This window comes from Pseudonocardia sp. D17 (genome assembly GCF_036984265.1).
GTDB classification, from domain to species: domain Bacteria; phylum Actinomycetota; class Actinomycetes; order Mycobacteriales; family Pseudonocardiaceae; genus Pseudonocardia; species Pseudonocardia benzenivorans.
Genome location: NZ_BPRG01000088.1, coordinates 91,171 through 115,231 on the forward strand (window position 1 = coordinate 91,171; position 24,061 = coordinate 115,231).

General features: G+C 74.1%; 21 protein-coding genes. 2 read left to right on the top strand and 19 right to left on the bottom strand.

From position 1 onward, the window contains the following. The 7 genes from PSD17_RS16160 to PSD17_RS16190 form a co-directional block, all read right to left on the bottom strand. The coding region (locus tag PSD17_RS16160; RefSeq protein WP_339123285.1) for a DUF475 domain-containing protein at positions 1 to 1,702 on the bottom strand (1,702 nt) is incomplete at its 3' end. 227 nt (positions 1,703 to 1,929) lie between these two features. Beyond that, a complete protein-coding gene (locus PSD17_RS16165; RefSeq protein ID WP_339123287.1) occupies positions 1,930 to 2,838 on the bottom strand; it encodes a hypothetical protein in 909 nt (302 codons plus the stop codon). 131 nt (positions 2,839 to 2,969) lie between these two features. Continuing rightward, on the bottom strand, positions 2,970 to 3,506 hold the full coding sequence (locus PSD17_RS16170; RefSeq protein ID WP_339123289.1) for a GNAT family N-acetyltransferase: 537 nt from the start codon (positions 3,504 to 3,506) through the stop codon (positions 2,970 to 2,972). A gap of 55 nt (positions 3,507 to 3,561) precedes the next feature. Next, positions 3,562 to 3,861, bottom strand: a complete 300-nt coding sequence (locus PSD17_RS16175) for a hypothetical protein (protein ID WP_041759828.1) — start codon at positions 3,859 to 3,861, stop codon at positions 3,562 to 3,564. Positions 3,862 to 4,071: 210 nt separating this feature from the next. Continuing rightward, positions 4,072 to 4,824 (bottom strand): YebC/PmpR family DNA-binding transcriptional regulator, encoded by a 753-nt coding sequence (locus tag PSD17_RS16180; RefSeq protein ID WP_013675689.1) that lies wholly within the window; start codon positions 4,822 to 4,824, stop codon positions 4,072 to 4,074. Between the two features lie 164 nt (positions 4,825 to 4,988). Further along, on the bottom strand, positions 4,989 to 5,642 hold the full coding sequence (pdxT, locus tag PSD17_RS16185; RefSeq protein ID WP_013675690.1) for a pyridoxal 5'-phosphate synthase glutaminase subunit PdxT: 654 nt from the start codon (positions 5,640 to 5,642) through the stop codon (positions 4,989 to 4,991). 24 nt (positions 5,643 to 5,666) lie between these two features. Continuing rightward, positions 5,667 to 7,067 (bottom strand): NAD-dependent malic enzyme, encoded by a 1,401-nt coding sequence (locus PSD17_RS16190; protein WP_103383794.1) that lies wholly within the window; start codon positions 7,065 to 7,067, stop codon positions 5,667 to 5,669. Positions 7,068 to 7,195: 128 nt separating this feature from the next. On the opposite strand from PSD17_RS16190, the gene PSD17_RS16195 reads away from it, so the two are divergent. Then, positions 7,196 to 9,349 (top strand): elongation factor G-like protein EF-G2, encoded by a 2,154-nt coding sequence (locus tag PSD17_RS16195; protein ID WP_339123291.1) that lies wholly within the window; start codon positions 7,196 to 7,198, stop codon positions 9,347 to 9,349. Between the two features lie 85 nt (positions 9,350 to 9,434). Here the strand turns inward: PSD17_RS16195 and PSD17_RS16200 are convergent, their stop codons facing one another. Further along, positions 9,435 to 9,743: an AzlD domain-containing protein gene (locus PSD17_RS16200; protein ID WP_103383795.1), complete on the bottom strand. Its 309-nt coding sequence runs from the start codon at positions 9,741 to 9,743 to the stop codon at positions 9,435 to 9,437. Then, positions 9,740 to 10,471, bottom strand: coding sequence for an AzlC family ABC transporter permease (locus tag PSD17_RS16205; protein ID WP_013675694.1), 732 nt, complete (start codon positions 10,469 to 10,471; stop codon positions 9,740 to 9,742). Before PSD17_RS16205 ends, PSD17_RS16200 begins: the two co-directional genes overlap by 4 nt. A 54-nt stretch (positions 10,472 to 10,525) precedes the next feature. Between PSD17_RS16205 and PSD17_RS16210 the strand changes: the two genes are divergently transcribed. After that, the gene (locus PSD17_RS16210) at positions 10,526 to 11,098 is read left to right on the top strand and encodes a helix-turn-helix domain-containing protein (RefSeq protein WP_339123293.1); all 573 of its coding nucleotides are present in this window, start codon (positions 10,526 to 10,528) and stop codon (positions 11,096 to 11,098) included. 49 nt (positions 11,099 to 11,147) lie between these two features. On the opposite strand, the gene PSD17_RS16215 is transcribed toward PSD17_RS16210, so the two are convergent. The 10 genes from PSD17_RS16215 to PSD17_RS16260 form a co-directional block, all read right to left on the bottom strand. Then, positions 11,148 to 12,044 (bottom strand): Rieske 2Fe-2S domain-containing protein, encoded by an 897-nt coding sequence (locus PSD17_RS16215; RefSeq protein ID WP_233899069.1) that lies wholly within the window; start codon positions 12,042 to 12,044, stop codon positions 11,148 to 11,150. A gap of 233 nt (positions 12,045 to 12,277) precedes the next feature. Then, positions 12,278 to 13,207 (bottom strand): pyridoxal 5'-phosphate synthase lyase subunit PdxS, encoded by a 930-nt coding sequence (gene pdxS / locus PSD17_RS16220; protein WP_103383797.1) that lies wholly within the window; start codon positions 13,205 to 13,207, stop codon positions 12,278 to 12,280. Between the two features lie 43 nt (positions 13,208 to 13,250). Next, the gene (locus PSD17_RS16225) at positions 13,251 to 13,811 is read right to left on the bottom strand and encodes an NUDIX hydrolase (RefSeq protein WP_103383798.1); all 561 of its coding nucleotides are present in this window, start codon (positions 13,809 to 13,811) and stop codon (positions 13,251 to 13,253) included. Then, on the bottom strand, positions 13,811 to 14,977 hold the full coding sequence (locus tag PSD17_RS16230) for a glycosyltransferase family 4 protein (protein WP_339123308.1): 1,167 nt from the start codon (positions 14,975 to 14,977) through the stop codon (positions 13,811 to 13,813). The genes PSD17_RS16225 and PSD17_RS16230 overlap by 1 nt, the downstream gene beginning before the upstream one ends. 20 nt (positions 14,978 to 14,997) lie before the next feature. Beyond that, complete coding sequence (locus PSD17_RS16235) at positions 14,998 to 15,918, bottom strand: phosphatidylinositol mannoside acyltransferase (protein ID WP_339123295.1); 921 nt, start codon at positions 15,916 to 15,918, stop codon at positions 14,998 to 15,000. Next, entirely contained in the window at positions 15,915 to 16,544 is a 630-nt protein-coding gene (gene pgsA, locus PSD17_RS16240) for a phosphatidylinositol phosphate synthase (RefSeq protein ID WP_013675701.1), read from the bottom strand. Before pgsA ends, PSD17_RS16235 begins: the two co-directional genes overlap by 4 nt. 52 nt (positions 16,545 to 16,596) lie before the next feature. Further along, on the bottom strand, positions 16,597 to 17,169 hold the full coding sequence (locus PSD17_RS16245; RefSeq protein ID WP_013675702.1) for an HIT family protein: 573 nt from the start codon (positions 17,167 to 17,169) through the stop codon (positions 16,597 to 16,599). A gap of 10 nt (positions 17,170 to 17,179) precedes the next feature. Beyond that, complete coding sequence (gene thrS / locus PSD17_RS16250) at positions 17,180 to 19,228, bottom strand: threonine--tRNA ligase (protein WP_339123298.1); 2,049 nt, start codon at positions 19,226 to 19,228, stop codon at positions 17,180 to 17,182. Positions 19,229 to 19,271: 43 nt separating this feature from the next. Continuing rightward, positions 19,272 to 21,524 carry a hypothetical protein gene (locus PSD17_RS16255; protein WP_339123299.1) on the bottom strand — a complete coding sequence of 751 codons (2,253 nt, stop codon included), beginning with the start codon at positions 21,522 to 21,524 and terminating at the stop codon, positions 19,272 to 19,274. Between the two features lie 33 nt (positions 21,525 to 21,557). Beyond that, a complete protein-coding gene (locus tag PSD17_RS16260) occupies positions 21,558 to 21,998 on the bottom strand; it encodes a hypothetical protein (RefSeq protein WP_013675705.1) in 441 nt (146 codons plus the stop codon). Positions 21,999 to 24,061: the final 2,063 nt, after the last annotated feature.

Sequence of the window (24,061 nt, forward strand, 5' to 3'; positions counted from 1 at the left end):
TGGTGGCGGGGACGAGCTCCTGCACGGTCCGGCCGGTCGCGGTCGCGCCGATCGACGTCATCCGCCACTCCCCCGCCTCGTCGCGGCTGAGCTTGGCGGTGATCTGCGCGTTGTGCGAGCCCGAGCCGCTGAGGTCGTAACGGGCGAGCTCGGCCCCGCTTGGCTCGTCGACCACGCGGACGAAGGCGTTCTCGATCTGCGAGAAGTCCTGGCCGGTGAACGAGTTCACCGTGAACACGACGTGCGCGGTCGTCGGGGCGAGCCGGGTGAGGTCGACGACGATCGACTCGTCGTCGCCGTCGCCGAGCCCGGTGAGGTTGTCGCCGGTGTGCCGGACCGAGCCGTCGCGGCTCTCCAGCTGCTGGTACCACACGGCGTCGACGAGCTCACCCGCCTCGTCGAACAGCAGGGCCGACGCATCGAGGTCGACCACCTGCGACGACGCGGCGTCGGGCAGCGCCTTCTCCGCGGCGTCCCAGCCCAGGCCCATCCGCACGACGGTGAGCGACCCGCTCGGCGCCCCTGCGGGCGCAGGCTCGTGCCCACCACCGGCGGCCATCTCGTCGGCGGTCCGGTGGGTGTCGATCCCCCGCGCGGCGAGCCGGCGGTTGCGGATGACGCTCGACACGAACGCGGCGCCGATGAACGCCACCCCGATCAGGCCGGTGACGACCTCGTCGACGTGGTAGCCGATGCCGACGAGCAGGATCACCGAGAGGGCGCCGATGGCCCAGTGCGCGCCGTGCTCCAGGTACACGTAGTCGGCCAGGGTCCCCTTGCGCACCAGGAACACCGTCAGGGACCGGACGAACATTGCACCGATCAGGCCGAGGCCGAGCGCGATGATGATCGGGTCGGTGGTGATCGCGAAGGCGCCGATCACGCCGTCGAACGAGAACGCCGCGTCGAGGACCTCGAGGTAGAGGAACAGGAAGAACCCGGCCTTCCCGGCCGCCTTCGCCAGCCCGGAGGGCCCGCCGGGACGCGCCGCGGCGGCGCCGTTGCCGCCCTCCTCGGCACCGTCGCCGGCCTCCTCGCCGGAGGACGCGATCGCGTCGGCGCCGCCGGCCTGCTCGAACAGGTCACCCAAGCCGTTGACCAGCAGGTACGTGACGAGGCCCAGCGTGCCCGCGACCAGCACCTTCGCGGGGTCGGCGGCCAGCGTGCCGGCGAGCACCACGAGGGCGACGACCGCGAGGATGATCGAGAGCCGGTTCAGCTGGCCGATCCGGGCGAGCGGGCGCTCGAGCCAGCTCAGCCAGCGCACGTCGCGCTCGGCGAAGAGCCAGTCGAGGAACAGCATCAGCAGGAACATGCCGCCGAACGCCGCGATCGACGGATACGCCTCGTTGAGCAGGTGGGCGTAGCTGGTCGGGTCGGACTCCGGGCGTTGTTCGAGTGCGAGCCGGAAGGCCTCGACGGGGTTGAGGTTCGCCGTGATCCCGACGATGAGCAGCGGGAAGACCAGCCGCATGCCGAAGACGGCGATGACGATGCCGACCGTCAGGAAGATCCGCTGCCAGAACGCGCTCATCCGCTCCAGCACGGTCGCGTTGACGACGGCGTTGTCGAACGACAACGAGATCTCGAGGACGCCGAGGATGGCGCACAGCACGAGGGCCTCGACTCCGCCGTAGACGAACGCGACGACGAGGGCCGCTGCTGTCACGGCGTACGACCAGCCGAAGATCCTCAGGTTCACGGCTCCACTCTCTGTTTCGACGCCGGTGCGACGGCTCACGCCCGTGCAGGTGCGCGCACGACCGTCGGCGACGTCGACGACGGGACGGGTTCCGGGGTACCCACAGCGTGCGACGCCGTACCCGTCCGGGCGAAGTTCTCGAACCGGACGCGACGGACTGCTCTGCGCTCTCCTGCGCCAACGCCCGGGATGTCCGGATGGTTCCCGCGTCGGGGCGCCGTCGTGCGCTACTTCACCGTCGCCGCGAGCCGCACGGCGAGGTCGCAGTTGGCGTCGTCGGTGGCGAACCGGATCGCGCCGTTCGGCCCCTCCGACGGATCGACCGAGAGCTGCGGCACCCCGGCGACGCCACCACCGGCCGCGTTCGTCGAGACGTAGACGAGCACGTCGCCGCGCCGCACGAGCGCGCCCGCGGAGCCGGTCATGTCGCCGGTCGTGCAGAACGCCTGGTCACCGGCCTGAACCGGCTTGTTGAAGTAGCTGGACGTCGAGACCGTGATGCCGTTGCCGCGGTCCTCGCTCGTACCCTTCGCGGTCGTCTCCTCGGCGGCGAACCGCTGTACGGCGTCCCCGCCGGAGTACCGCGCGATGCGCGCGAGCCTGCCGGCGGAGTCGTCGGTGTCGACGGCCCAGCACGTGGGGGCGTCGGCCAGCACGCGGGAGTCGAGCACCGGGGCCGCGATGGATGCCACACCGCCCATCGAGATGACGTCGAAACTGCCGCCGAGCACGCCGTCCACGTCGCTCGTCGCCACCGCCGGGCAGCCCCCGCCGCCCGCGGCCAGCCCCGACACCCCGCCGACGACGCCGGACACCGCCCGGTACGCGAAGTAGCCGCCCACCCCGAGCAGCGCGACCAGCACGACCAGCACGATCGCGACGGTCCTGCCCGTGCTGCCGCGCCGCGGCGGGGGCGGCGGCGCGGGCGGGCGGCCGCCGCCGTACGGGCCGCCGGCTCCGGGCGGCGGGTAGGCCCCCGGCGGTGGGTAGCCGCCCGGGGGTGGGTGGCCACCGGGCGGATACGGCCCGCCGCCGGGTGGGTAGGCGCCCGGGTACGGCCCGCCGGGCGGGTAGGAGCCGCCGGGCGGGGGCGGAGGGGGACCGCCGGGTCCCTGCCATCCGGGCGGAGTGCTCATGGCCGGGCTCCGTTCCGTGCCGAGGGCACGTCGAGGACGGTCGACTGGTCACCCCGACCCACGGCGCCCGGCTCCGGGCGGCGCGCGACGCCACCATTGTCCGCCGGACGCGGCAGTGGGTCACCCCGGGGTCACCCCCGGGGGCGCTCCATCCGCACGAGCTCCACGCCGGCGTCGTCGAGGGCCGTGCCGACGACCTCGTAGCCCGCGGCCCGGTAGAAGCGCTTGTTGTCCTCGCTGCGCCCGCCGGTGACGAGCCAGAACGTCCGCACCTGCGGCGGCGCCGCCGCGTGCAGCGCCGCGAGCAGCGCGCGGCCGACACCGCCGCCCTGCAGGTCGGGCGCGACGGTGAACCGGACGACCTCCATCGCCTGCCCCTCGACCCGGCCACGCACCGATCCGACCAGCCGCGGGCCGATCCACGCGGCCCGCGCGACGAGCGTCGGGCCCGCACCCTCGAGATCGGCGCGGATCTGCTCGACCGTCTCGCGCAGGGGCAGGATCCCCGGCGCGCAGTAGCGCTGTGCCTCGGTGACGTAGGCGGCGCGCTGGACCGTCAGCACCTCGCCGGCGTGCTCGGGCGCGGGGGCGGCGATGCGCAGGACCGTCGCGATGTCGGGAGCCGTCGCCGCGGATGTCGCCGCGGACGTCGACCGCATCGCTACCATCAGCCGACTGTAGCCAACCGGCGCGGGCCGGCCGACGCGCGCACGTCCCCGCGGATCAGCGGGTGCCGTCGAGGAACAGCAGGTCGTCGAACGGGTCCGACGTGCCGCCCTCGTCGTCGTGCAGCGCGAAGTGCATGACCCTGGCCCAGGCGCCTTCCTTGCTCTCGGACGGCTGGACCTCGTCGCCGACGATCGAGTACGGCCGCGCCGACAGGAAGTCGAACACCGGGTCGAAAGCCGGGTCGGTCATCTCCACCAGTAGTGAGAAGTCCGCGATGACGTACGACCCGACCACGACGGCGTCGACGAGGCCGACCCGCGCGGCGAGAATCGTCAGGGGCTGGTCCTCGTCCACACCTCGATAGTGCAGGCAAAGGCTGAGTAAAGCAAATCCAATAAAAACGCCAAAGTGGCGATCCGTCACCCGTAATCGCCAATACATCAAATAGGATGAAACGGTGAGATCGGTGGAAACACCCCGCCGACTCCCCCGCTCCGACCTGCGCCGCCACCCGGCTCCCGGCCGCCGCAACGGGGCACCGGCAGCCGGGAGCCGGGCCCACGGCTACGCGTCGACGGCCTCCATGACCTCGTCGCTCACGTCGAAGTTGGCGTAGACGTTCTGGACCTCGTCGGAGTCCTCGAGCGCGTCGATCAGCTTGAAGACCTTCTTTGCGCCCTCGGCGTCGAGCTCCACCTGCATCGACGGCAGGAACGTCGGATCGGCGGAGTCGTAGTCGATGCCCGCCTCGACCAGCGCCGTGCGCACGGCGACCAGGTCGGTGGCCTCGGAGACGACCTCGAAGGACTCGCCCAGGTCGTTGACCTCCTCGGCGCCGGCGTCGAGGACCGCGAGCAGGACGTCGTCCTCGGTGAGGCCGTTCTTCGGGACGATCACCACACCCTTGCGGTTGAACAGGTAGGCCACCGAGCCCGGGTCGGCCATCGTGCCGCCGTTGCGGGTCATCGCCGTGCGCACCTCGGTGGCGGCCCGGTTGCGGTTGTCGGTGAGGCACTCGATGAGGACGGCGACACCGTTGGGGCCGTAGCCCTCATAGGTGATCGTCTGGTAGTCGGCGCCACCGGCGTCGGCACCCGAGCCGCGCTTGACCGCGCGGTCGATGTTGTCGTTGGGGACCGAGCTCTTCTTCGCCTTCTGGATCGCGTCGTAGAGCGTCGGGTTGCCGTCGGGGTCACCGCCACCGGTGCGCGCCGCGACCTCGATGTTCTTGATCAGCTTGGCGAACATCTTGCCCCGGCGGGCGTCGATGACGGCCTTCTTGTGCTTGGTCGTCGCCCACTTGGAGTGGCCGCTCATCGGCGATCGCTTCCTTTCTGCTGCTCACGTGCGGCACACCTCGGCAACCGGCCGGGCCCACGAGGGCCGCGCAGCCGGGAACAGACCGAACCTGCCGGAACCGTTCGATCCTACCGGCGCGCCCGCGGGCCGACCGACTGGCCGCGCTCGCCCCGGCGCGGTGGTCAGCCCGACCCGGCGAGCGCCGCCCGCACCATGTCGCAGAACAGGGCGTGCACCCGCATGTCGCCGGTGAGCTCGGGATGGAACGCCGTGGCCAGCACCGAGCCCTGCCGCACCGCGACGGCCCGTCCCGCCGCGGCCCCCGCGTCGGCTCCGGCGCTGGTCACCTCGGGCACCGCCGCGAGGACCTCGACGTCGGCACCGACCTTCTCCACCCACGGCGCCCGGATGAACACCGCGCGCACCGGCGCACCAGGCACGCCGGTGAACTCGAGGTCGGTCTCGAACGAGTCGACCTGGCGGCCGAACGCGTTGCGCCGCACCACGACGTCGAGTCCGCCGAGCTGCTGCTGGTCGGGCCGGCCGTCGAGCACCTCGGCAGCGAGCAGGATCATGCCGGCGCACGAGCCGTAGGCCGGCATCCCGGCCGCGATCCGCGCGCGCAGCGGCTCCAGCAGGTCGAACACGCCGAGCAGGTGGCTCATCGTCGTCGACTCGCCGCCCGGCAGTACGAGACCGTCGACCGCCGCCAGCTCCGACGGGCGGCGCACCGGCACGGGGACGGCCCCGCAACCGGACAGCGCGGAGAGGTGTTCGCGCACATCACCCTGCAGGGCGAGTACACCGATCGTCGGGGCGGATCCGGGGTCGCTCACGGACGTCCAGGGTAATCCCCGCGCTCAGCTCCCCGGGCGGGCGGCCGCAGCCGCCGTCGCCGCCGACCGCACGGCGTCCGCGACGGCCGGCGCGACCGTCGGGTCGAACACGCTCGGCACGATGAACGACGGGTTGGGCTCGGTCACGACGTCGGCGATGGCGGCCGACGCCGCGAGCAGCATCCGGTCGGTGATGTCGCGGGCCTGCGCGTCGAGCAGACCGCGGAAGACGCCGGGGAACGCGAGCACGTTGTTGATCTGGTTCGGGTAGTCCGAGCGGCCCGTCGCGACGACCGCGGCGTAGCGGTGCGCGACGGCCGGGTCGATCTCCGGGTCCGGGTTGGCCAGCGCGAAGATCACGGCGTCGTCGGCCATCGTCGAGGCCTCCTCGGCCCCGAAGAGGTTCGGCGCCGAGACCCCGATGAAGACGTCGGCCCCGACGAGCGCGTCGCGCAGCGAGCCGGACACGTTGTGCGCGTTGGTGAGCCCCGCGATCTCGACGAGGTTCGCGTCCATCCCCTGCCGGTCGCGGTGCACGATGCCGTCGATGTCGACGGCCAGCACGTCCGCGGTCTGCTCCGACGCGAGCAGCCGGATGATCGCCGAGCCCGCCGCGCCGACCCCGCACACGACGACACGGCAGTCGGCGAACTTCTTGCCGACGACACGCAGCGCGTTGCGCAGCGCGCCGAGCACCACGACGGCGGTCCCGTGCTGGTCGTCGTGGAAGACCGGGATGTCGAGCATCTCGCGCAGCCTGCGCTCGATCTCGAAGCAGCGGGGCGCCGCGATGTCCTCGAGGTTGATGCCGCCGTAGGCGGGGGCGAGGATCTGGACGGTCCGGATGATCTCCTCGGTGTCCTGGGTGTCCAGGCACACCGGCCACGCGTCCACCCCGGCGAACCGCTTGAACAGGGCCGCCTTGCCCTCCATCACCGGCATCGCCGCGGCCGCGCCGAGGTTGCCCAGCCCGAGCACCGCGGACCCGTCGGTGACGACGGCGACGGTGTTGCGCTTGATGGTCAGCCGCCGGGCGTCGGCGGGGTTCGCGGCGATCGCCTGGCACACCCGCGCCACCCCGGGGGTGTAGGCGCGCGAGAGGTCGTCGCGGGTACGCAGGCTGACCTTCGACTGGATCTCGATCTTGCCGCCCAGGTGGAGCAGGAACGTCCGGTCCGACACCTTGCGCACCGACACCCCGGGCAACGCCTCGAGCGCGGCGGTGATCTCCTCGGCGTGCGCCTCGTTGAGCGCGTTGCAGCTGATGTCGACGACGATCGTGTCGGTACGGGCGTCCACGACGTCGTACGCGGTGACGACCCCGCCGACGCGGCCGACCGCGACGGCGAGATCGCCGGCGGCGCTGGCGGATGCGGGCGCCTCGACGCGCGCGGTGATGGCATAACCGGGTCCGGGGATGGGCACGGCGAAGGACCCTACTCCCGCGCTGATCAGCCTTTCCGGGGTTGTGACCAAGGGGGCGGAGGTGTGAAATCGAGCACAGCCCGGCGCAACGGCGCGCCGTGCTCGACACCGTGTCGGAGGTGGTCGCCATGAGCGGCAGAGCAGACAGCGGGCAACGAGCGGGGACCGGCAGGATTCCCGCCGTCGCCGACCCGGCCCATGTGCGGAACGTGGTCCTCGTCGGGCCCAGCGGTGCGGGGAAGACCACGCTCGTGGAGGCGCTGCTCGCGCACACGGGCGTCATTCCCCGGCAGGGCACCGTGCTCGACGGGACGACCGTGTGCGACCACGATCCCGCCGCCGTCCGCCAGCAACGCTCGGTCGCACTGGCCGTCGCGCCGCTGCTGCACGGCGACACCAAGATCAACCTGATCGACACCCCCGGCTACGGGGACTTCGTCGGCGAGCTGCGCGCGGGCCTGCGCGCCGCCGACGCCGCGCTCTTCGTGATCCCGGCGTCCGAGGGCCACGAGGGCACGATCGACCCCGCGACCGTCGCCCAGTGGGAGGAGTGCGCCGAGGTCGGGATGCCACGCGCCGTCGTCGTGGCCCGCTGCGACCACGCGCGCGCCGCACTCGAGGCCACCACGGAGGCGTGCCGCGAGGCGTTCGGCTCCGGCGTCGCGCCGCTCTACCTGCCGATCCTGTCGGCCGAGGGCGGGCTCGACGGGCTCTACGGCCTGCTGTCCCAGACCCCGGCCGACGCCGCACCCGACGACGCCGACGACGCCCGCGGCGAGCTCATCGAGGGCATCATCGAGCAGTCCGAGGACGAGACGCTCATGGAGCGCTACCTCGGCGGTGAGGACATCGACGTCGAGACGCTGATCGACGACCTGGAGACGGCGGTCGCACGTGGCACCTTCCACCCCCTGATCCCGGTCTGCGCCAGCAGCGGGATCGGGCTCGACGCGCTGCTGGAGGTCGTCGTCGGCGGCTTCCCGTCCCCGCTCGAACATCCGCTGCCGCACGTCTCGGGCGTCGACGGCGGCGCCCACGACTCGCTGGCCGCCGACCCGGCCGGGCCGCTGGCGGCCGAGGTCGTCCGCACCTCGGCCGACGCCTACGTCGGACGCGTCTCGCTGGTGCGGGTCTTCTCCGGCACGCTGCGCCCGGAGAGCACCGTGCACGTGAGCGGGCACATCCCCGCCCAGCGGAGCGCGGCCGACGAGGTCACCACGCGTACCGACGCGGCCCACGACGACAACGGTCACGACGCCGACGAGCGGCTCGCCCACGTCTACTCCCCGCTGGGCGCGACCCTGCGCGAGGTCGACAGCTGCATCGCGGGTGACATCTGCGCGCTGACCAAGCTCGGGTCGGCCGAGACCGGCGACACCGTCTCCGCGGCCGACCACCCGCTCCTGCTGCAGGCCTGGGACCTGCCCGACCCGCTGCTGCCCGTCGCCGTCGTCGCGCGGTCGCGCGGCGACGAGGACGCACTGGTCAAGACCCTGTCCAAGATCGTCGCGGCCGACCCCACGCTCCGCCTGGAGCGCAACGTCGAGACCCACCAGACCGTGCTGTGGTGCATGGGCGAGGCTCATGCCGACGTCGTGTTGTCGCGGTTGCGGGCGGGCGGCGCCGAGGTCGACACCGAACCGGTGCGCGTTAAGATGCGGGTGACGCTGGCGCGCAAGGCGAGGGTCACCGGCCGGCACGTCAAGCAGTCCGGCGGGCACGGCCAGTACGCCGTGTGCCACGTCGAGTTCGAGCCGCTGCCCCGCGGCGGCGAGTTCGTCTTCGAGTCCAAGGTCGTCGGCGGGGCGGTGCCGACGCAGTTCATCCCGAGCGTCGAGAAGGGCATCCGGGCCCAGCTGGAGCGCGGGCTGACCGCGGGTGGGGAGACGTCCTACCCGGTGATCGACGTGAAGGCGACGCTCGTCGACGGGAAGGCGCACAGCGTCGACTCCTCCGACGCCGCGTTCCAGACCGCGGGCGCACTCGCCCTGCGCGAGGCGGCCGAGGCCTGCGGGACCGTGCTGCTCGAACCGCTCGACGAGGTGCGCGTGCGCATCCCCGACGAGCATCTCGGAGCGGTGCTGGGCGACCTCTCGTCCCGGCGCGGCCGTGTGCTTGGCACCGAGGTCGCTGGGACCGGCCGGACCCTGGTGATCGCCGAGATCCCAGGGGTCGAGCTGCTGCGCTACGCCGTCGACCTGCGGGCGATGACGTCGGGTACGGCGACCTTCACCCGGGCGTTCGCGCGGTACGACGCCGCGCCTGCGTCTGTCGCCACCTGACCGGGAGGGCTGCGACGGCCCGTGCCTCCGTCCCCGGGGACACGGGCCGTTCGTGGTCCCCGGCGCGCGGCCGTGGGGCAGCGGCTCACGGGACCCCGGCCAACCGCAGGCCCGCGGTCGTCGCCGCCGCCAGCACGACGACCAGCACGAACGGTGCCTTCAGCAACGCGGCAACCCCGGCGACGGCGACCCCGGCAGGGCGCGCCCAGCCGGCGAAACCGTCTCCCTGGGTCAGTGCCGCCGTCGCGGCGAGCGCGACGAGCAACGCGGACGCGCCGAGGTCGAGCAGCCGCTGCAGCCGCTCGGGGACGGTGACCCGTCCCCGCAGCAACAGGCCGGCGAGCCGGACCAGGTAGGTGCCGGCGCCGAGCACCGCGATCGCGAGCCAGGTCACGACGCCTCCCCGGGGCGGGTCCGGGCCGGCGCGCGGCCGGCCAGCGCGAGGCCGGCGAGGCCCACGAGCACCGGCAACCCCGGGGGCAGGAAGGGCGTCGCCGCGAGCGCGACCGCCGCGGCACCCAGTCCGACCCGGCGGGCGTCGGCCGCGCGCAGGGTCGGGAGCAGCAGCGCGACCAGCGCGGCGGGGAACGCGGCGTCGACGCCGAACGTCGCCGGATCGGGCATCGCCGCGCCCGCCAGTGCCCCGACGACCGTGCCCAGGTTCCACACGAGGAAGAACGACACCCCGCACGCCCAGAACGCCCGGCGCGCCCGCGGGCCGGTGCCGCGGGCCCGCGCGAACGCGACCGACTCGTCGATCAGCACGTGCGCCCCGACGATCCGACCGAGCGGCCGGTCCGCGACCACCGGCGCCATGGCCAGCCCGAACGGCAGGTGCCGCAGGTTGAGCAGCAGCCCACCGACGACCGCGGCCACCGCGCCGCCGCCCGCCGCCACGACGGCGACCGCGAGGAACTGCGACCCGCCCGCGAAGACGATCAGCGACATCCCGACGACCATGGGCAACGGCATGCCCGCGGTCGCGGCCAGTGCCCCGAACGACGCGCCCACGACGCCGATCGCTGCGGCGAGCGCGGCGACGTCGCGCAGGTCGCCGCCGTCGTCGCGCACGTCGCGGCCGTCGGCGTCGCCGGTTCCAGGTGTTCGACGGAACGAACGCATGGTCCCCTACACTGAACACCAGTGTGCTGTTCGTCAAGTCGAACGGAGCGTTCTGTGGAACGAACGGAGGCGGCGACGGCCGGGCCTCCCCTGCAGGCGATCGCCGACGCGGTGCGCCGTGAACGGACCCGCCGCGATCTCTCCCTCGGCGAGCTCGCACGTCGCGCCGGGCTGTCGAAGTCGACGTTGTCGCAGCTCGAGAGCGGTGCGGGCAATCCGAGCGTCGAGACGCTCTGGGCGCTCGCCGTCGCGCTCGGGGTCCCGTTCGCCCGGCTGGTCGAGACGCCGGTGCAGGCCGTGCGGGTGCTGCGCTCGGGTGAGAGCGCGGCCCTCACCGCGGAGCGCGCCCCGTTCAGCAGCGCCCTGCTCGCCGCCTGCCCGCCCGGTGCGCGCCGCGACCTGCACCTCGTCACGGCCGAGCCCGGGCCGGCGCGGGAGGCGCACGCGCACATCCCCGGCACCGTCGAGCACATGCTGGTGACCGCCGGGCGCTGGCTCGCCGGGCCCGATGGCGCCGAGGTCGAGCTCGGGCCGGGCGACTACGCCTGCTTCCCCGCCGACCTGCCCCACCGCTACGCGGCACTCGCTCCCGGGAGCGCCGCGATGCTGGTCATGGAGTACCGGTAGTCGCCCTGGCGTGACGGACCGCCGCCACGCCCCCGCAACACTCCGCCGGTCAGCTCGCCGGAACGCCGGGAAAGGTGAGCACCCGTGCCTCGACGACGCCGTCACGCACCCTGGTTGCGAACCCGGGCACCGGCGCGGTGGCGGGACCGTGCACGACGGCCCCGTCGCCGACCCGGAACACGCTCCCGTGCCACGGGCAGGTGATCTCCCCCGATGCGCAGTCGAGCTCACCTTCGTGCAGCGGCGCCGCCAGGTGCGGGCAGCGGTCCGAGAGCACGGACACCTCGTCGCCGCGGCGCACGACGAGCACGTCGACCGCTCCGGCCCGGCGCTGGACGGCGGTCCCGTCCGGGAGCTCGGCGACGGGACCCAGCGACTGCCAGTCCTCGGGACCGGTGTGCGGGACTGCCTCGGCCTGGTTGGGGCCCAACGCCTGGCGGTAGGCCAGATGGCCCCCCAGCCAGGCGCCGACACCGGCGACGGTGCCGCCGAGCACCGACGCGGTCCGCCCGCTGCGGCCCCGGGTGCGTTGCACGAGTGCGGTCGCGAACAGGGCCAATGCGGAGGCGTTGGTGACGGCGTGGACGACACCGACGCGCTGCTGCTCCTCATGGCTCTCGGCGTAGTCGGCCCAGCCCGCGGCGACGGTCAGAGGGGCGGTCAACAGCCCCGCCCGGATCAGGACGCTCGACTCCTGGCGCCGTCCCCCGAGCAGGTCGAGCACGGCCGCCGAGGTGAGCGAGCCCAGTGTCAGCTGCGCCAGCGCCGGGTGCAGTGCATGGCCCAGCCACACCCCGTGCAGCGCGTCCTTGATGCGCCGGTCGGCCAGGACGGTGGAAACCGTCTTCCTGGCCGCGGCGGCGGGTCGGTCGAGCACCGTCGCCCGTTCGAGGCCACCGGTGATCGCGTCGAGGATCGTCATACCGAGGTAGTTCACCCTGGGCACGACGCCAAACCTGGCGGCGGCCCGCGGCCGCGAGGGGTTACCGATCTCGAGAGCGGCACCGGCGCGCCGGCGCGCCGCCCCACGCGCTCCGACAGCCCGGCAGCTGCCGGACAGACCAGGAACCGGGTCACCAGCGCCGGGGGTCACCAGCGCACGCCGGCCCGACCGGCGGCAGTCCGGACATGAAGCGGGCCGCCCCGCGCGGTGCGGGGCGGCCCGTCAGACCTGAGCGGTCACCAGCCGCGGTCGGCGTACCGCTGCTCGGCGGGCAGATCGGGGATGTTGATCCCGACCATCGCCTCGCCCAGCCCGCGCGAGACCTTGGCGATCACGTCGGGGTCGTCGTGGAACGTGGTGGCCTTGACGATCGCCGCCGCACGCTGGGCCGGGTCGCCGGACTTGAAGATGCCCGAGCCGACGAACACGCCCTCGGCGCCGAGCTGCATCATCATCGCGGCGTCGGCCGGGGTGGCGATGCCGCCCGCGGTGAACAGGACGACGGGCAGCTTGCCCGCGGCCGCGACCTCGCGGACCAGCTCGACCGGCGCCCGCAGCTCCTTGGCCGCGACGTACAGCTCGGTCTCGTCGAGCGTGGCGAGACGGCGGATGTCGCTGCGGATCTGGCGCATGTGCCGGGTGGCCTCGACGACGTTGCCGGTGCCCGCCTCGCCCTTCGACCGGATCATCGCCGCGCCCTCGGCGATCCGGCGCAGGGCCTCGCCCAGGTTGGTCGCGCCGCACACGAACGGCACGGTGAAGGCCCACTTGTCGATGTGGTGCGCCTCGTCGGCCGGCGTGAGGACCTCGGACTCGTCGACGTAGTCGACGCCCAGCGACTGCAGGACCTGCGCCTCGACGAAGTGCCCGATGCGCGCCTTGGCCATCACCGGGATGCTGACGGCGTCGACGATCCCGTCGATCATGTCGGGGTCGCTCATGCGCGCGACACCGCCCTGGGCGCGGATGTCGGCGGGGACGCGCTCGAGGGCCATGACCGCGACGGCGCCCGCGTCCTCGGCGATCTTCGCCTGCTCGGGCGTGACGACGTCCATGATCACGCCGCCCTTGAGCATCTCCGCCATGCCGCGCTTGACACGCGCGGTGCCCTGCACGGCGTCGGTCTGCTCGGCGGCGGGGGTGGGAACGGCCTGGTCGGACGACACGATGGAACCTCTCTGACGAAGAGAACGACCTGTCGATCGTACGTCAGGGAACGCGCCTGCCCGGGGTCGCTCCGGTGGTGCTCCGCGCCACCTCGGGGTCGGCGATCTCGAAGTACTCCGGGACGGGCGCGGTCCCGGCGAGGTGCAGCCAGCGGACGAGCCGGCGGGACCGGAGCCCGAGGGTGTCGCGGACCGCGTCGTTGTGGACGCGTCGGGCCAGCACGACGAGCTGTTCGGCGTCGGCGAGCTCGCCGACGAGGTCGTCGGGCAGCCGCGCGCGGTCGACGTCGGCGAGCGCGCGGGTGAGCGCGTTCTCGATGGTCTCGGCCCGGCCGTCGCCGGGCGGCGGGCGGGTGCCGGTGCGCGCGTCGAGGGCGTCGCGCAGCGCCGCCACCCGCCGCGGGTCCCCGGTGGCCTCGAGCACGGGCAGGCAGTCGACGGCGGCGGCGGCCCGCCGGTCGAGGGCGGCGTGCAGGCCGGCGCGGGCTGCGTCGGTGCGCACGTGCAGCCGGTCGAGCCTGCGGGCGCGCCCGATGCAGGAGACGACGACCGTCACCGCCACCAGCACGGCGACCGCCAGCACGACCCAGCCGATGACGCTCATCAGGCGGGCACCCCCGCAGTGCCGACGCGGCGCGGGTCGGCCGCCACCGCGGCGCGGTAGACCTGCAGCACCTGCCCCGCGACGACGGGCCAGTCGAACGCCGCGGCGCGCACCCGGCCCGCCGCACCGAGCGCGGTCCGACGGGTGGGATCGTCGAGCAGCCGGTCGAGTGCGCGGGCGAACGCGGTGGCGTCGCCGGCGGCGGCGAGCTCGCCCGCCACCGGCCCGCCCGCCGGGTCGGTGACGACCCTGCGGAACGCGTCGATGTCGCTGGCCAGTACGGGCGCGCCGGCGGCCATGGCCTCGGTGAGGACCATGCCGAAGCTCTCGCCACCGAGGTTGGGTGCGCAGTAGATGTCCATCGAGCGCAACGCGGCGGCCTTGGTGGCGTCGTCGACGGCGCCGAGCACGTCGAGCCGGTGGGCGAGTGGGCCGGCGCGGCGGACCAGCGCGTCGACGTCGCCACGGCCGACGACGAGCAGCCGCAGCCCCGGCCGGTGCGGCGCGAGCTTCTCGACGGCCGCCAGCAGCACCGCCATGCCCTTGCGCGGCTCGTCGAAGCGGCCGAGGAACCCGACGGTCTCGACCCCGGGGCGGGGGTGCCCCGGCAGCAGCGGGCCGTCGGCGAACAGCGGGACGTCGACGCCGTTGGGGATCTCGACGGCGTCACCGCCCAGGTGCTCGACCTGCACCCGCCGGGCCAGCGTCGACACCGCGATGCGCGCGGTGACCTTCTCCATCAGCGGCCGCAGCACCCCGCCGAACGCGGTGAGGGCGCGGGAGCGCTCGGTCGAGGTGTGGAACGTCGCGACGATCGGGCCCTCCGCGGCGAGCAGCGCGAGCACCGAGATCGAGAACGTCGTGGGTTCGTGCAGGTGCAGCACGTCGAAGGTGTGCTCGGCGAGCCAGCGCCGGACCCGGGCGTAGGTCACCGGGCCGAACGTGATCCGCGCGACCGATCCGTTGTAGGGGACGCCGATCGCCCGCCCGGTCGGGGTGACGAACGGCGGCAGCGGCGGGTCGTCGTCGTCGCGGTCGTCCTCGGCGGGGGCCAGCACGTCGACGGTGTGCCCGAGCCGGATCAGCGCCCGCGCGAGATCGACGACGTGGTTCTGCACCCCGCCGGGAACGTCCAGCGAGTACGGGCAGACGATGCCGATCCGCAGCGGCGTCGACGTGCGGGCGGTCATGCGGCGGCCGCCGTGGTGCGGAGGTCGGCGGTGAAGTACGGCTGGAGCATGTGCCAGTCCTGCGGGGCACGACGGATCGTCTCGGTGAAGACGTCGGCCAGCGCCTGGGTGGCCGCGGCGACGGCGGCCTTGCCGGGGACCGGGATCGGCGCCCCGATGGTCAGCCGCCAGCCGGCGCCCTCGAACCCGGAGTGCACGGGCATCAGCAGGGCCCCGGTCATCGCGGCGAGCCGCGCGGGCCCGGGCGGCATCCGGGCGGGCTGCCCGAAGAGCGTGACGTCGACACCCGATGCGCCGAGGTCCCGGTCGGCGACGAGGCAGACGAGACCACCCGCCCGCAGCCGCGAGACCAGGCCCCGGTAGACGGCGGCGCCGTCGTCGGCGGAGAAGACCTCGAACCCGAGCGACTCGCGGTAGGCGACGAACCGCCGGTAGAGCGGCTCGGGCCGCAGCCGTTCGACGACGGTGCTGAACCCGGCCCGCAGCCCGTGGCGGCGCATCGTCTCGACGATCCAGACCCCGGCCGCGTCCCAGTTGCCGCTGTGCGGGAGGGCGAACACGACGCCGCGGCCCTCGGCCAGCGCCGCGAGCGCCGGGTCGATCCCGGTCTGGACGGTGGCCTCGACGATGTGCCCCGGCGAGATCGCGGGCAGCCGGAACGCCTCGCACCAGTAGCGGGCGTAGCTGCGCATGGCGGCGCGGACCAGGACGTCGAGCTCGGCGGGCCCGGCGTCGGGCACGACCCGCGAGAGGTTGGCGCGCAACGTCTGCACACCCGTCCCGGCACGACGGGCGGCGAGCTCCCCCGCCTGCTCGAACACCGCAGTCGCGACACCCGACGGCAGCATCCGGACCAGCCGCCAGCCCGCGGCGAACGCGGGGTCGACCAGCCGCTCGGCGAGCCCGGCGGCGGTCACGATCCCTGCCGTTCGGCCCGGTCGACCTCCTGCGCGCTGCGGTGCACCGCGACGACCCGCTGCCCGACCGTCACGATCGACAGGGCCGCGAGCAGCCACAACGCCACCGACAACGCGTACGGGACGCCGACGCCCTGCAGGAACGTGCCGAGCAGGGTGATGATCAGCCGCTCGGCCCGCTCGACGAGCCCGCCGTCGGCCCGCAGACCGGCCGCCTCGGCCCGTGCCTTCACGTAGGAGGTGATCTGGCCCGCGACCAGGCAGATGAGCGCGGCGATCCCGAGCGTGCGCTCCTGCCCGACGCCGAGGCACCACCAGGCCAGCCCCGCGAACAGGGCACCGTCGGCGACGCGGTCGCACACCGAGTCGAGCACCCCGCCGAACGCCGTCGAGTACCCGCGGGCGCGGGCCATCGCCCCGTCGACGAGGTCGAACAGCACGAACAGCGTGATGATCCACGGCCCGACGACGAGCTCGCCGCGCGGCAGGAACCACAGCGCCGCCGCGACCGACCCGATCGTCCCGACGACGGTCACGACGTCGGGCGTCACGCCGAGCGCCACCAGCCGACGGCCGATCGGGTCGGTGACGCGGTTGACGCCGGCGCGGGCGAAGACGTTGAGCATCGGCTGCTGCCGACTCCTGCCGATGGGAACGAGGGTCTGGACCAGGTCCAGCCTAGTCCTGTGCGGACCCGCGACCTGCGCCGGGCACGCCGCTCTCAGCGCTCTCCCAGGCTTCCGCGAGCAGCTCACGGGTCTCGGTGAGCAGCTGAGGGATCACCTTCGTCTGCCCGACGACGGCGATGAAGTTCGCGTCGCCGCCCCAGCGCGGGACGACGTGCTGGTGCAGGTGGTCGGCCAGCGATCCGCCCGCCACGGTCCCCAGGTTCAGCCCGACGTTGAACGCGTGCGGCGCCGCCACCTTCTTCATCGCCCGGACGGCCTGCTGGGTGAAGGCCATCAGTTCGGCCGACTCCTCGCCGGTGAGCTCCTCCAGCTCCGCGACGTGCCGGTACGGCAGCACCATGAGGTGGCCCGGGTTGTACGGGTGCAGGTTGAGCAGCGCGAACACGCTGGCCCCGCGCGCGACGACCAGGCCCTCCTCGTCGGGTAGCCGGGGGATGCGGCAGAACGGGCAGCCGCTCTCCCCCGCCTCCTTGATGTAGGCCAACCGGTGCGGCGTCCACAGCCGGCGGAAACCGTCGGGAGTCCCCACCCCGTCGCGAGGCTCCAGGGCCGGCTCGTCCATGCCGACGAGCCTAGTGCGCGGCCGTGAAGGACTCGGCGGTCGGCGACGTGTTGTCCCGACGGCCGATCCAGGCCTGCACGGCCGCCACCGCGTCGGCGACCGGCACCCCGTTGACCTGCGTGCCGTCGCGGAACCGGAAGCTCACCGCACCGGCCTCGACGTCGCGCGCACCCACGACCAGCATGAAGGGCACCTTCTGCAGGGTGTGGGTGCGGATCTTCTTCTGCATCCGGTCGTCGCCGGAGTCGACCTCGACCCGCACGCCGCGCTCGCGCAGCGTCGCCGCGACCTGTTCGACGTACTCGCGCTGGTCGTCGGTGACCGGGATGCCGACGACCTGGACCGGCGCGAGCCAGGCCGGGAACGCGCCCGCGTAGTGCTCTAGCAGGACCGCGAAGAAGCGCTCGATCGAGCCGAACAGCGCCCGGTGGATCATGACCGGCCGCTTGCGGGAGCCGTCGGAGGCCGTGTACTCGAGGTCGAAGCGGTCGGGCAGCATCAGGTCGACCTGGATCGTCGACATCTGCCAGGTACGGCCGATCGCGTCCATCGCCTGGACGCTGATCTTGGGCGCGTAGAACGCGGCGCCGCCCGGGTCGTCGACCAGGTGCAGGCCCGTCTCCTCGGCGACCTTGCGGAGCACGTTCGTCGCCCGCTCCCAGGCCTCGTCGCTGCCGATGGACTTCTCCGGGTTGCGGGTGGAGAGCTCGAGGTAGAAGTCGTCGAGCCCGTAGTCGCGCAGCAGCTCCAGCACGAACTGCAGCAGGGAGGCGATCTCGCCCTCCATCTGCTCCTCGGTGCAGTAGATGTGCGCGTCGTCCTGGGTGAAGCCGCGGGCCCGGGTCAGCCCGTGCACGACACCGGACTTCTCGTACCGGTACACGGTCCCGAACTCGAACAGCCGCAGCGGCAGCTCGCGGTAGCTGCGCCCGCGCGCGTCGAAGATCAGGTTGTGCATCGGGCAGTTCATCGGCTTCAGGTAGTAGTCCTGGCCGGGCTTGCGGACGTTCCCGTCGGCGTCGCGCTCCTCGTCGAGGATCATGCCCGGGTACATCCCCTCCTCGTACCACTCGAGGTGGCCCGAGGTGCGGAACAGCTGCCCCTTGGTGATGTGCGGGGTGTTGACGAACTCGTAGCCCGCCTGCTCGTGCCGGCGTCGCGAGTAGTCCTCCAGCTCCTTGCGGACGATGCCGCCCTTGGGGTGGAAGACCGCGAGCCCGGAGCCGATCTGGTCGGGGAAGGAGAACAGGTCGAGCTCCGCGCCGAGGCGCCGGTGGTCGCGACGCTCGGCCTCGGCGACGCGCTCCAGATACGCGTCGAGCGCCTCCTGGCTCTCCCACGCGGTGCCGTAGATGCGCTGCAGCTGCGGGTTCTTCTCGTCGCCGCGCCAGTACGCAGCGGCGGTGCGGGTGAGGCTGAACGCGGGGATGTACCGCGTCGTGGGCAGGTGCGGACCGCGACACAGGTCCGACCAGACCGTCTCGCCGGTGTGGGCGTGGACGTTGTCGTAGATGGTCAGCTCGCCCGAGGCGTCGATCTCGACGACGTCCTCCTCGGGCCCCTTGAGGTCGATCAGCTCGAGCTTGTACGGCTCGTCGGCGAGCTCCTTGCGGGCCTCGTCCTTGTCGGCGAAGCGCCGGCGGGAGAACCGCTGCCCCGCCTTGATGATCTTCTTCATCGCCGACTCGAGCTTCTTCAGGTCGTCGGGCGTGAAGGGCGTCGCGACGTCGAAGTCGTAGTAGAACCCGTCGCGGATGGGCGGCCCGATGCCGAGCTTCGCCTCGGGGTGCAGCTGCTGCACCGCCTGCGCGAGGACGTGTGCCGCGGAGTGCCGGATGACGCTGCGGCCGTCCTCGGAGTCCGCGGGCACCGCCTCCACGTCGACGTCGGCCTCCGGCGCCCACGCGAGGTCGCGCAGCCGCCCGTCGGGATCGCGGACGACGACGACGGCCTCGGGACCGTTGGCGGGCAGCCCGGCCTCGCGCACCGCGGCCCCGGCCGTGGTCCCGGCCGGCACCCGGACGGTGGCGGACGCGGGCGGGACGGGTGGTGCGGACACGAGTTGCCTCCGGTTGAGCACGAACGGATGTGTGCCGTCGAGGCTAGCGGTCGGTGTCGACCGGGTTCGCGCCGTCCCGCCCGTCGCCGGAGCCCGCGTCGGCTGTGGCCGGACCGGGGGCTTCGCCGGGCTGCGGGCCGCGGGCCGGCTGCGCACCGTCGGCCGGGAGGGCGGCGACGACCGCGGAGCGGACCGCGGCGGCGACCGGACCCGCGGCGTCGGCGTGTGGGCGCGGCCGTGGCACGGGCCGCACCGCGGGACCGGGTGCGTCCGCGGCGCGGGGCGGCGACGCGTGCCTGCCGGGACCGGTGGTCGCGGCGGGTGTCGACGAGCCGGGCGCCGAAGTGTCGGACGCCGAGCCGGCGGCCGACGTGGCCGTGCCGTCGGGGCGTGCGTGCCGGCCGAACCACGGGTGTGGCTCGGCGCCCGGGGTCGCGACGCCGTGGGTCGCCGCGCCCTGGGGCGGCACGGGCCAGGGGTCGGGCGCGACCGCGGGCTCCCTGCGCTCGGCCCACGACGCCGGTGCCGGCTCGACCGGCGGGGCCGGCGGCGCGGGCACCGTCCCGGCGAACAGCGCGTCGCCGGAGAGGCTGCTGCTTGCGGGGCGGACCGCACGGAGCGCAGCCGCGACGGCCGAGACGTCGCCCGGGAGCCCGGCGGCGCCGAGCGGCGGCACCCGCTGTGCGTCGCCGTCGCGGGCGATCCGATGCCCGCCCCCGCCGGGTGACGCAGCCGCGTCGTCGGCGGAGCGGACGGGGCCTGCCGGGGTGATGCTCGGGGACGGCGACCCGAAGAGGCTCCCCGGCGTGAGCCCCGTGGGAGGCCGCGGCGGGTCGCCTGCGGGCGCGGCGGTCGAGCGCGGCGGGTCGCCTGCGGGCGCCACGGTCGAGCGCGGCGGGTCGCCTTCGGGCGCCACGGTCGAGCGCGTCGTCTCGGTGGACGTTGCGGTGGCCGAGAGCGTCTCGGCAGACGAGGTCGTGGTCGAGTGCGGCGTATCGGGCCCGGCGTCGGCGTGCACCGGGTCCGCCGGCGGCACGGTGCTCGCATGCGGCATCTGCGCGTCCGCCGGGGTGGGCGCGCGGGACGGATCGGCAGCGGTGCCGGGGAGGGACGGGGCGGCGGGCGCTGACGCACCCGCGCGGGAGGGATCCGCCATCGGCGGGGTGGCCGCGCCGGCGTCGACGGCCGGGGCCGTAGCCGGCGCAGCGTCCGACCGGTGTCCGGGCGCTGACGCGGCGGCCACCACCGGCAGCCGGGCCGTCACGGAGGCCGGGCCGCCCGGGGGCTGCGACATCGTCGGCGCCGGCAGCGCGGCCGGCGCGGACCCGATGGGCCCGTTGCGCGCCAGCGCCGTCGCGGTGTCGCGCGCGATCTCGTTCGACGGCGCCGCAGGCAGTGCCGCGACGGGTGCCGCAGGCGATGCCCCGAGCGATGCCCCAGGCGATGCGCCAGCCGCGTCCGGCGCCGTCACGGGCGGCGTCGCCGGGCCGGCCGGCTGCTGCGGACCCGCACCGGGGACCGCGGCGGCCTCCGTACCGAGCGGCGCGCGCCGCGGGTCCGGTCCGGCGGCTGCGGTCGCTCCGGGCTGTTCCGGTCCACCGGGGGACGCCGGGGGCTCGTGTGAGACGACGTGCTGCTGCGCGGCGTGCCCACCGGTCGGAACCGGAGCAGGCGGTGCCGCAGCGCCCGGCGCCCACCGCGGGGCACCGGGCACGCCGGCTCCTGGCCACCACGGACCGGGCGCGACCGGCCCGGCCGGGGTGAAGAGATCGGCCTCCGGACGGGCGGGGGCGCCGCCCGGGGCCGGCGGGACAGGTGCGCCCGACACCGAGGGCGGGTCGGGCGGCGCCGTCCGAACGAGTACCCCCGGCATCGGGACGAGCGCCGCGGTGTCCATCCGCGAGAGCCGTCGCCGCAGACGGCGCAGGGCCCGCGGCGGGCCGTCGACCAGCAGCGACAGCACGAGCCGGTCGCCGAGCGGGTCGTGGACGGTGCGCAGCACCTGGTGCAGGCGGTCGCCGTGGGCGACGACCACCTCCGTCGGTGCCGGCCCGCCGAACGACACGGCCGCCGCGTCCACCGCCGCCCGGATCACGTCGGCTTGACCAGCGCAGACCGTCTCGAGGTCCTCCGGGGCACCTTCTCGGGACCGGGCCGCGAGGAGCATGCCGCTGCCCGCGTCGAGCAGTGCCGCCGCCACCACCGCGCGGTCCCGGACGAGCGCGGCGAGCGCCGCGTCCGGGGACGCCCCGACCGGTGGGGCGACGGCCGGTACACCGGGGCCGTTCGTGTTCACGACGTGCGCTTCACCTCGCCCGCGGGGCCGCTGTCAGCGCTGGTTGGAGGGGAAGAACTGCCCCTCGTTGCCGGGCACGGCCTGACGGGTGTTGGCGGCCGGGTGGGCCATGTAGAAGTCCTGCTCGATGACCCGCAGGTCGCGCCGCGCCATCGCCAGGTTGGCCTGGGCGCGGTTGAGCACCAGGTAGAAGAACAGCTTCTCGTCCGTGCCACGGATCATCCGGAGCAGGTGGTACTGCGTGTCCAGGGTGATCAGGATGTCCTCGATCTGCTCGCGCAGGCCGAGCTTCTGGACGACCTCCATCTTGGTCCGGATCACGTCGCTGTTGCCCGGGGCCGCGACGTCGAGGTCGAACTCGGCGCTGCCACCGCGAGAGCCCAGCATCATGCCGCTCTCCCAGTCGACCAGGGCCACCGCGAACGCACCCTTGATATTCGCCGCCATGTCGAGCGCGTGCTCGATGTTGCTCATTTCTTGCTCCTCGTCGGGGTCGGGGGGGTCCGCGGAATTCGGGGTTCCGCGGGTGCCGGAGCCTAGCGCATCAATTCGGGGGCGACGGAAAGGCCCGCCCCCACAATTCGCGACGCGCCGGCGGTTAGACCATTCGGCGCAATCCGGCAAGAATACGTTTCATCGTCGACATGTCGTGCGCCCATGCGCCCGGTCCGCCCGTGGGTGCGCGGTGCGATGTCGCGCGCGCGGGCGTCGTCGCAGGAGGGACGACGCTGCCCGGGTCGCGGCGCGGGAGCGCTCCGGGAGCGTCGTCCGGCTCGTCGAGCTCGGCGCGACCGGCGGCGGGTGCCGCCGCCGGCACGGGCGCCGCGGCCGGTGCCACGGTCCGTTCCACCGGCTCCCCCGGCCGGACCAGCCGGACCGGACGAGGCAACCGACGCGGCGATGCGCCGCGTTCCGGCGACATCGTTTCCCCACGACGAGGCAGGGGCACGGACGGCGACCCGGGAGACGTCGACCCGGGGGACATCGCCCCAGGGGACATCGACCCAGGGGACATCGATACGGGAGACATCGACACGGGAGACATCGACACCGGCGCCTTCGAGCCGGGCGACGTGGAACCGGGCGGGCGCGAGGCCGGCGGATCCGAGGCCGAGGGCGTCGCACCGGAGGACGCGGCCGCCGCAGCGGCGGAGGGAGGCACACGACCGCGCCCGGCGATGGCCGCGGGCGGCGACGGACGCGCCTCGTCCACGCTTCTCACCTGCGCCGCAGCGGGCTGGGGCGCACTGGCCGGCGGCCGCGACTGCAGGGGCACGGACACAGGCGGCGACACTGCCGGACCGGGGCTCGGCGCCGCCGGGGCCGACAACGAGGAGGAGCCCGACCCGAACTCGCCGGAGCCGGCACGGCCCGGCACGGCGGTGCGCGACCCTGAGGAGGCCGACCCGGCGGAGGCCGACCCGGCGGAGCCCGACCCGGCGGAGCCCGACCCGGCGGAGCCCGAGACGAGGGAGCCCGGCGACGAACCCGGCGAGGCGGCCGCGCCCGGACCACCGGCGGACCGATCCGGGGGCGTCGCCCCGGCTGCTGCCGGTGCCCGCTGCCCGGGCGGCTGTCCCGCCAGTACGGCGACGGCGTCGGCGACCTCCGGCGCGAGGAGCTCACGACGCGCCAGCGCCAGGTTCGCCCTCCCCCGCTGCAGCGCGAGATGGACCACGAGGGCCCGCGAGCCCACTGTGACGGGACGCAGGACATGGAAGCTGCGCCGCGTCGTGACCGTGATGTCGTCGAGGGCGTCGTCGGACGTATGGCCACTTTCGAGCGAGCCGGCGGCCGCGACCAGCGCGAGAACCGCCGCGGAGTCGACCCCGTCGTCCACGCCGGCGGAAATGGAGTCGAGAACCGCGCCGGAATCGCGGTCGAGCACGCACACGAATGTCGCGCCAGACACCTCGATCAAGGCACGGACAGCGCTCGCGAAAGCGATCACGATCGATTCTTGCACAGGGTCTTCCGGCCCGATTTCTCAGCCCTTTCAGCGCAACTACGGTCCGCTCACGGCCGATTACGGGCGACCTTTCGGGCGTGCCTGAAATAGGCTGAACGGTCGTACAGAAAACCTGGTGATACCGGACAGATCGCGAGGACCGTGCGGTGCGGCACGGTTGCACCCGTGCCGTCCGCCACTCGGTCGTCCCCGCGGACACGGGGGGCGGCGGGCCGCGCTGCGGCGCGACGACGAGCGCCCGGCGGCCGGCGGACGGGACGGCGCACATCCGGCTCCTCGACCGCCTTGATCTCCGGTGAGCCGGATCGTGAACGCCGCTTCTCGCCGGACGACCGCGTCCTCACCGACCGGTCCTCCAGAATCCCGCTCGTCGAGCTGCGCTCCACCACCCCCGCACCACCCCCGCGCCGACCTGCCCTCGCTCCCGCCGCCCCTTGCCGATGCATCGCCCGCTCCGCTCTCACCGACCCGCTCTCGCCGACCCCGCCCACGCCGACCCGTCTCCGCCGACCCCGCCCACGCCGACCCCGCCCACGCCGACCCCGCCCACGCCGACCCCGCCCACGCC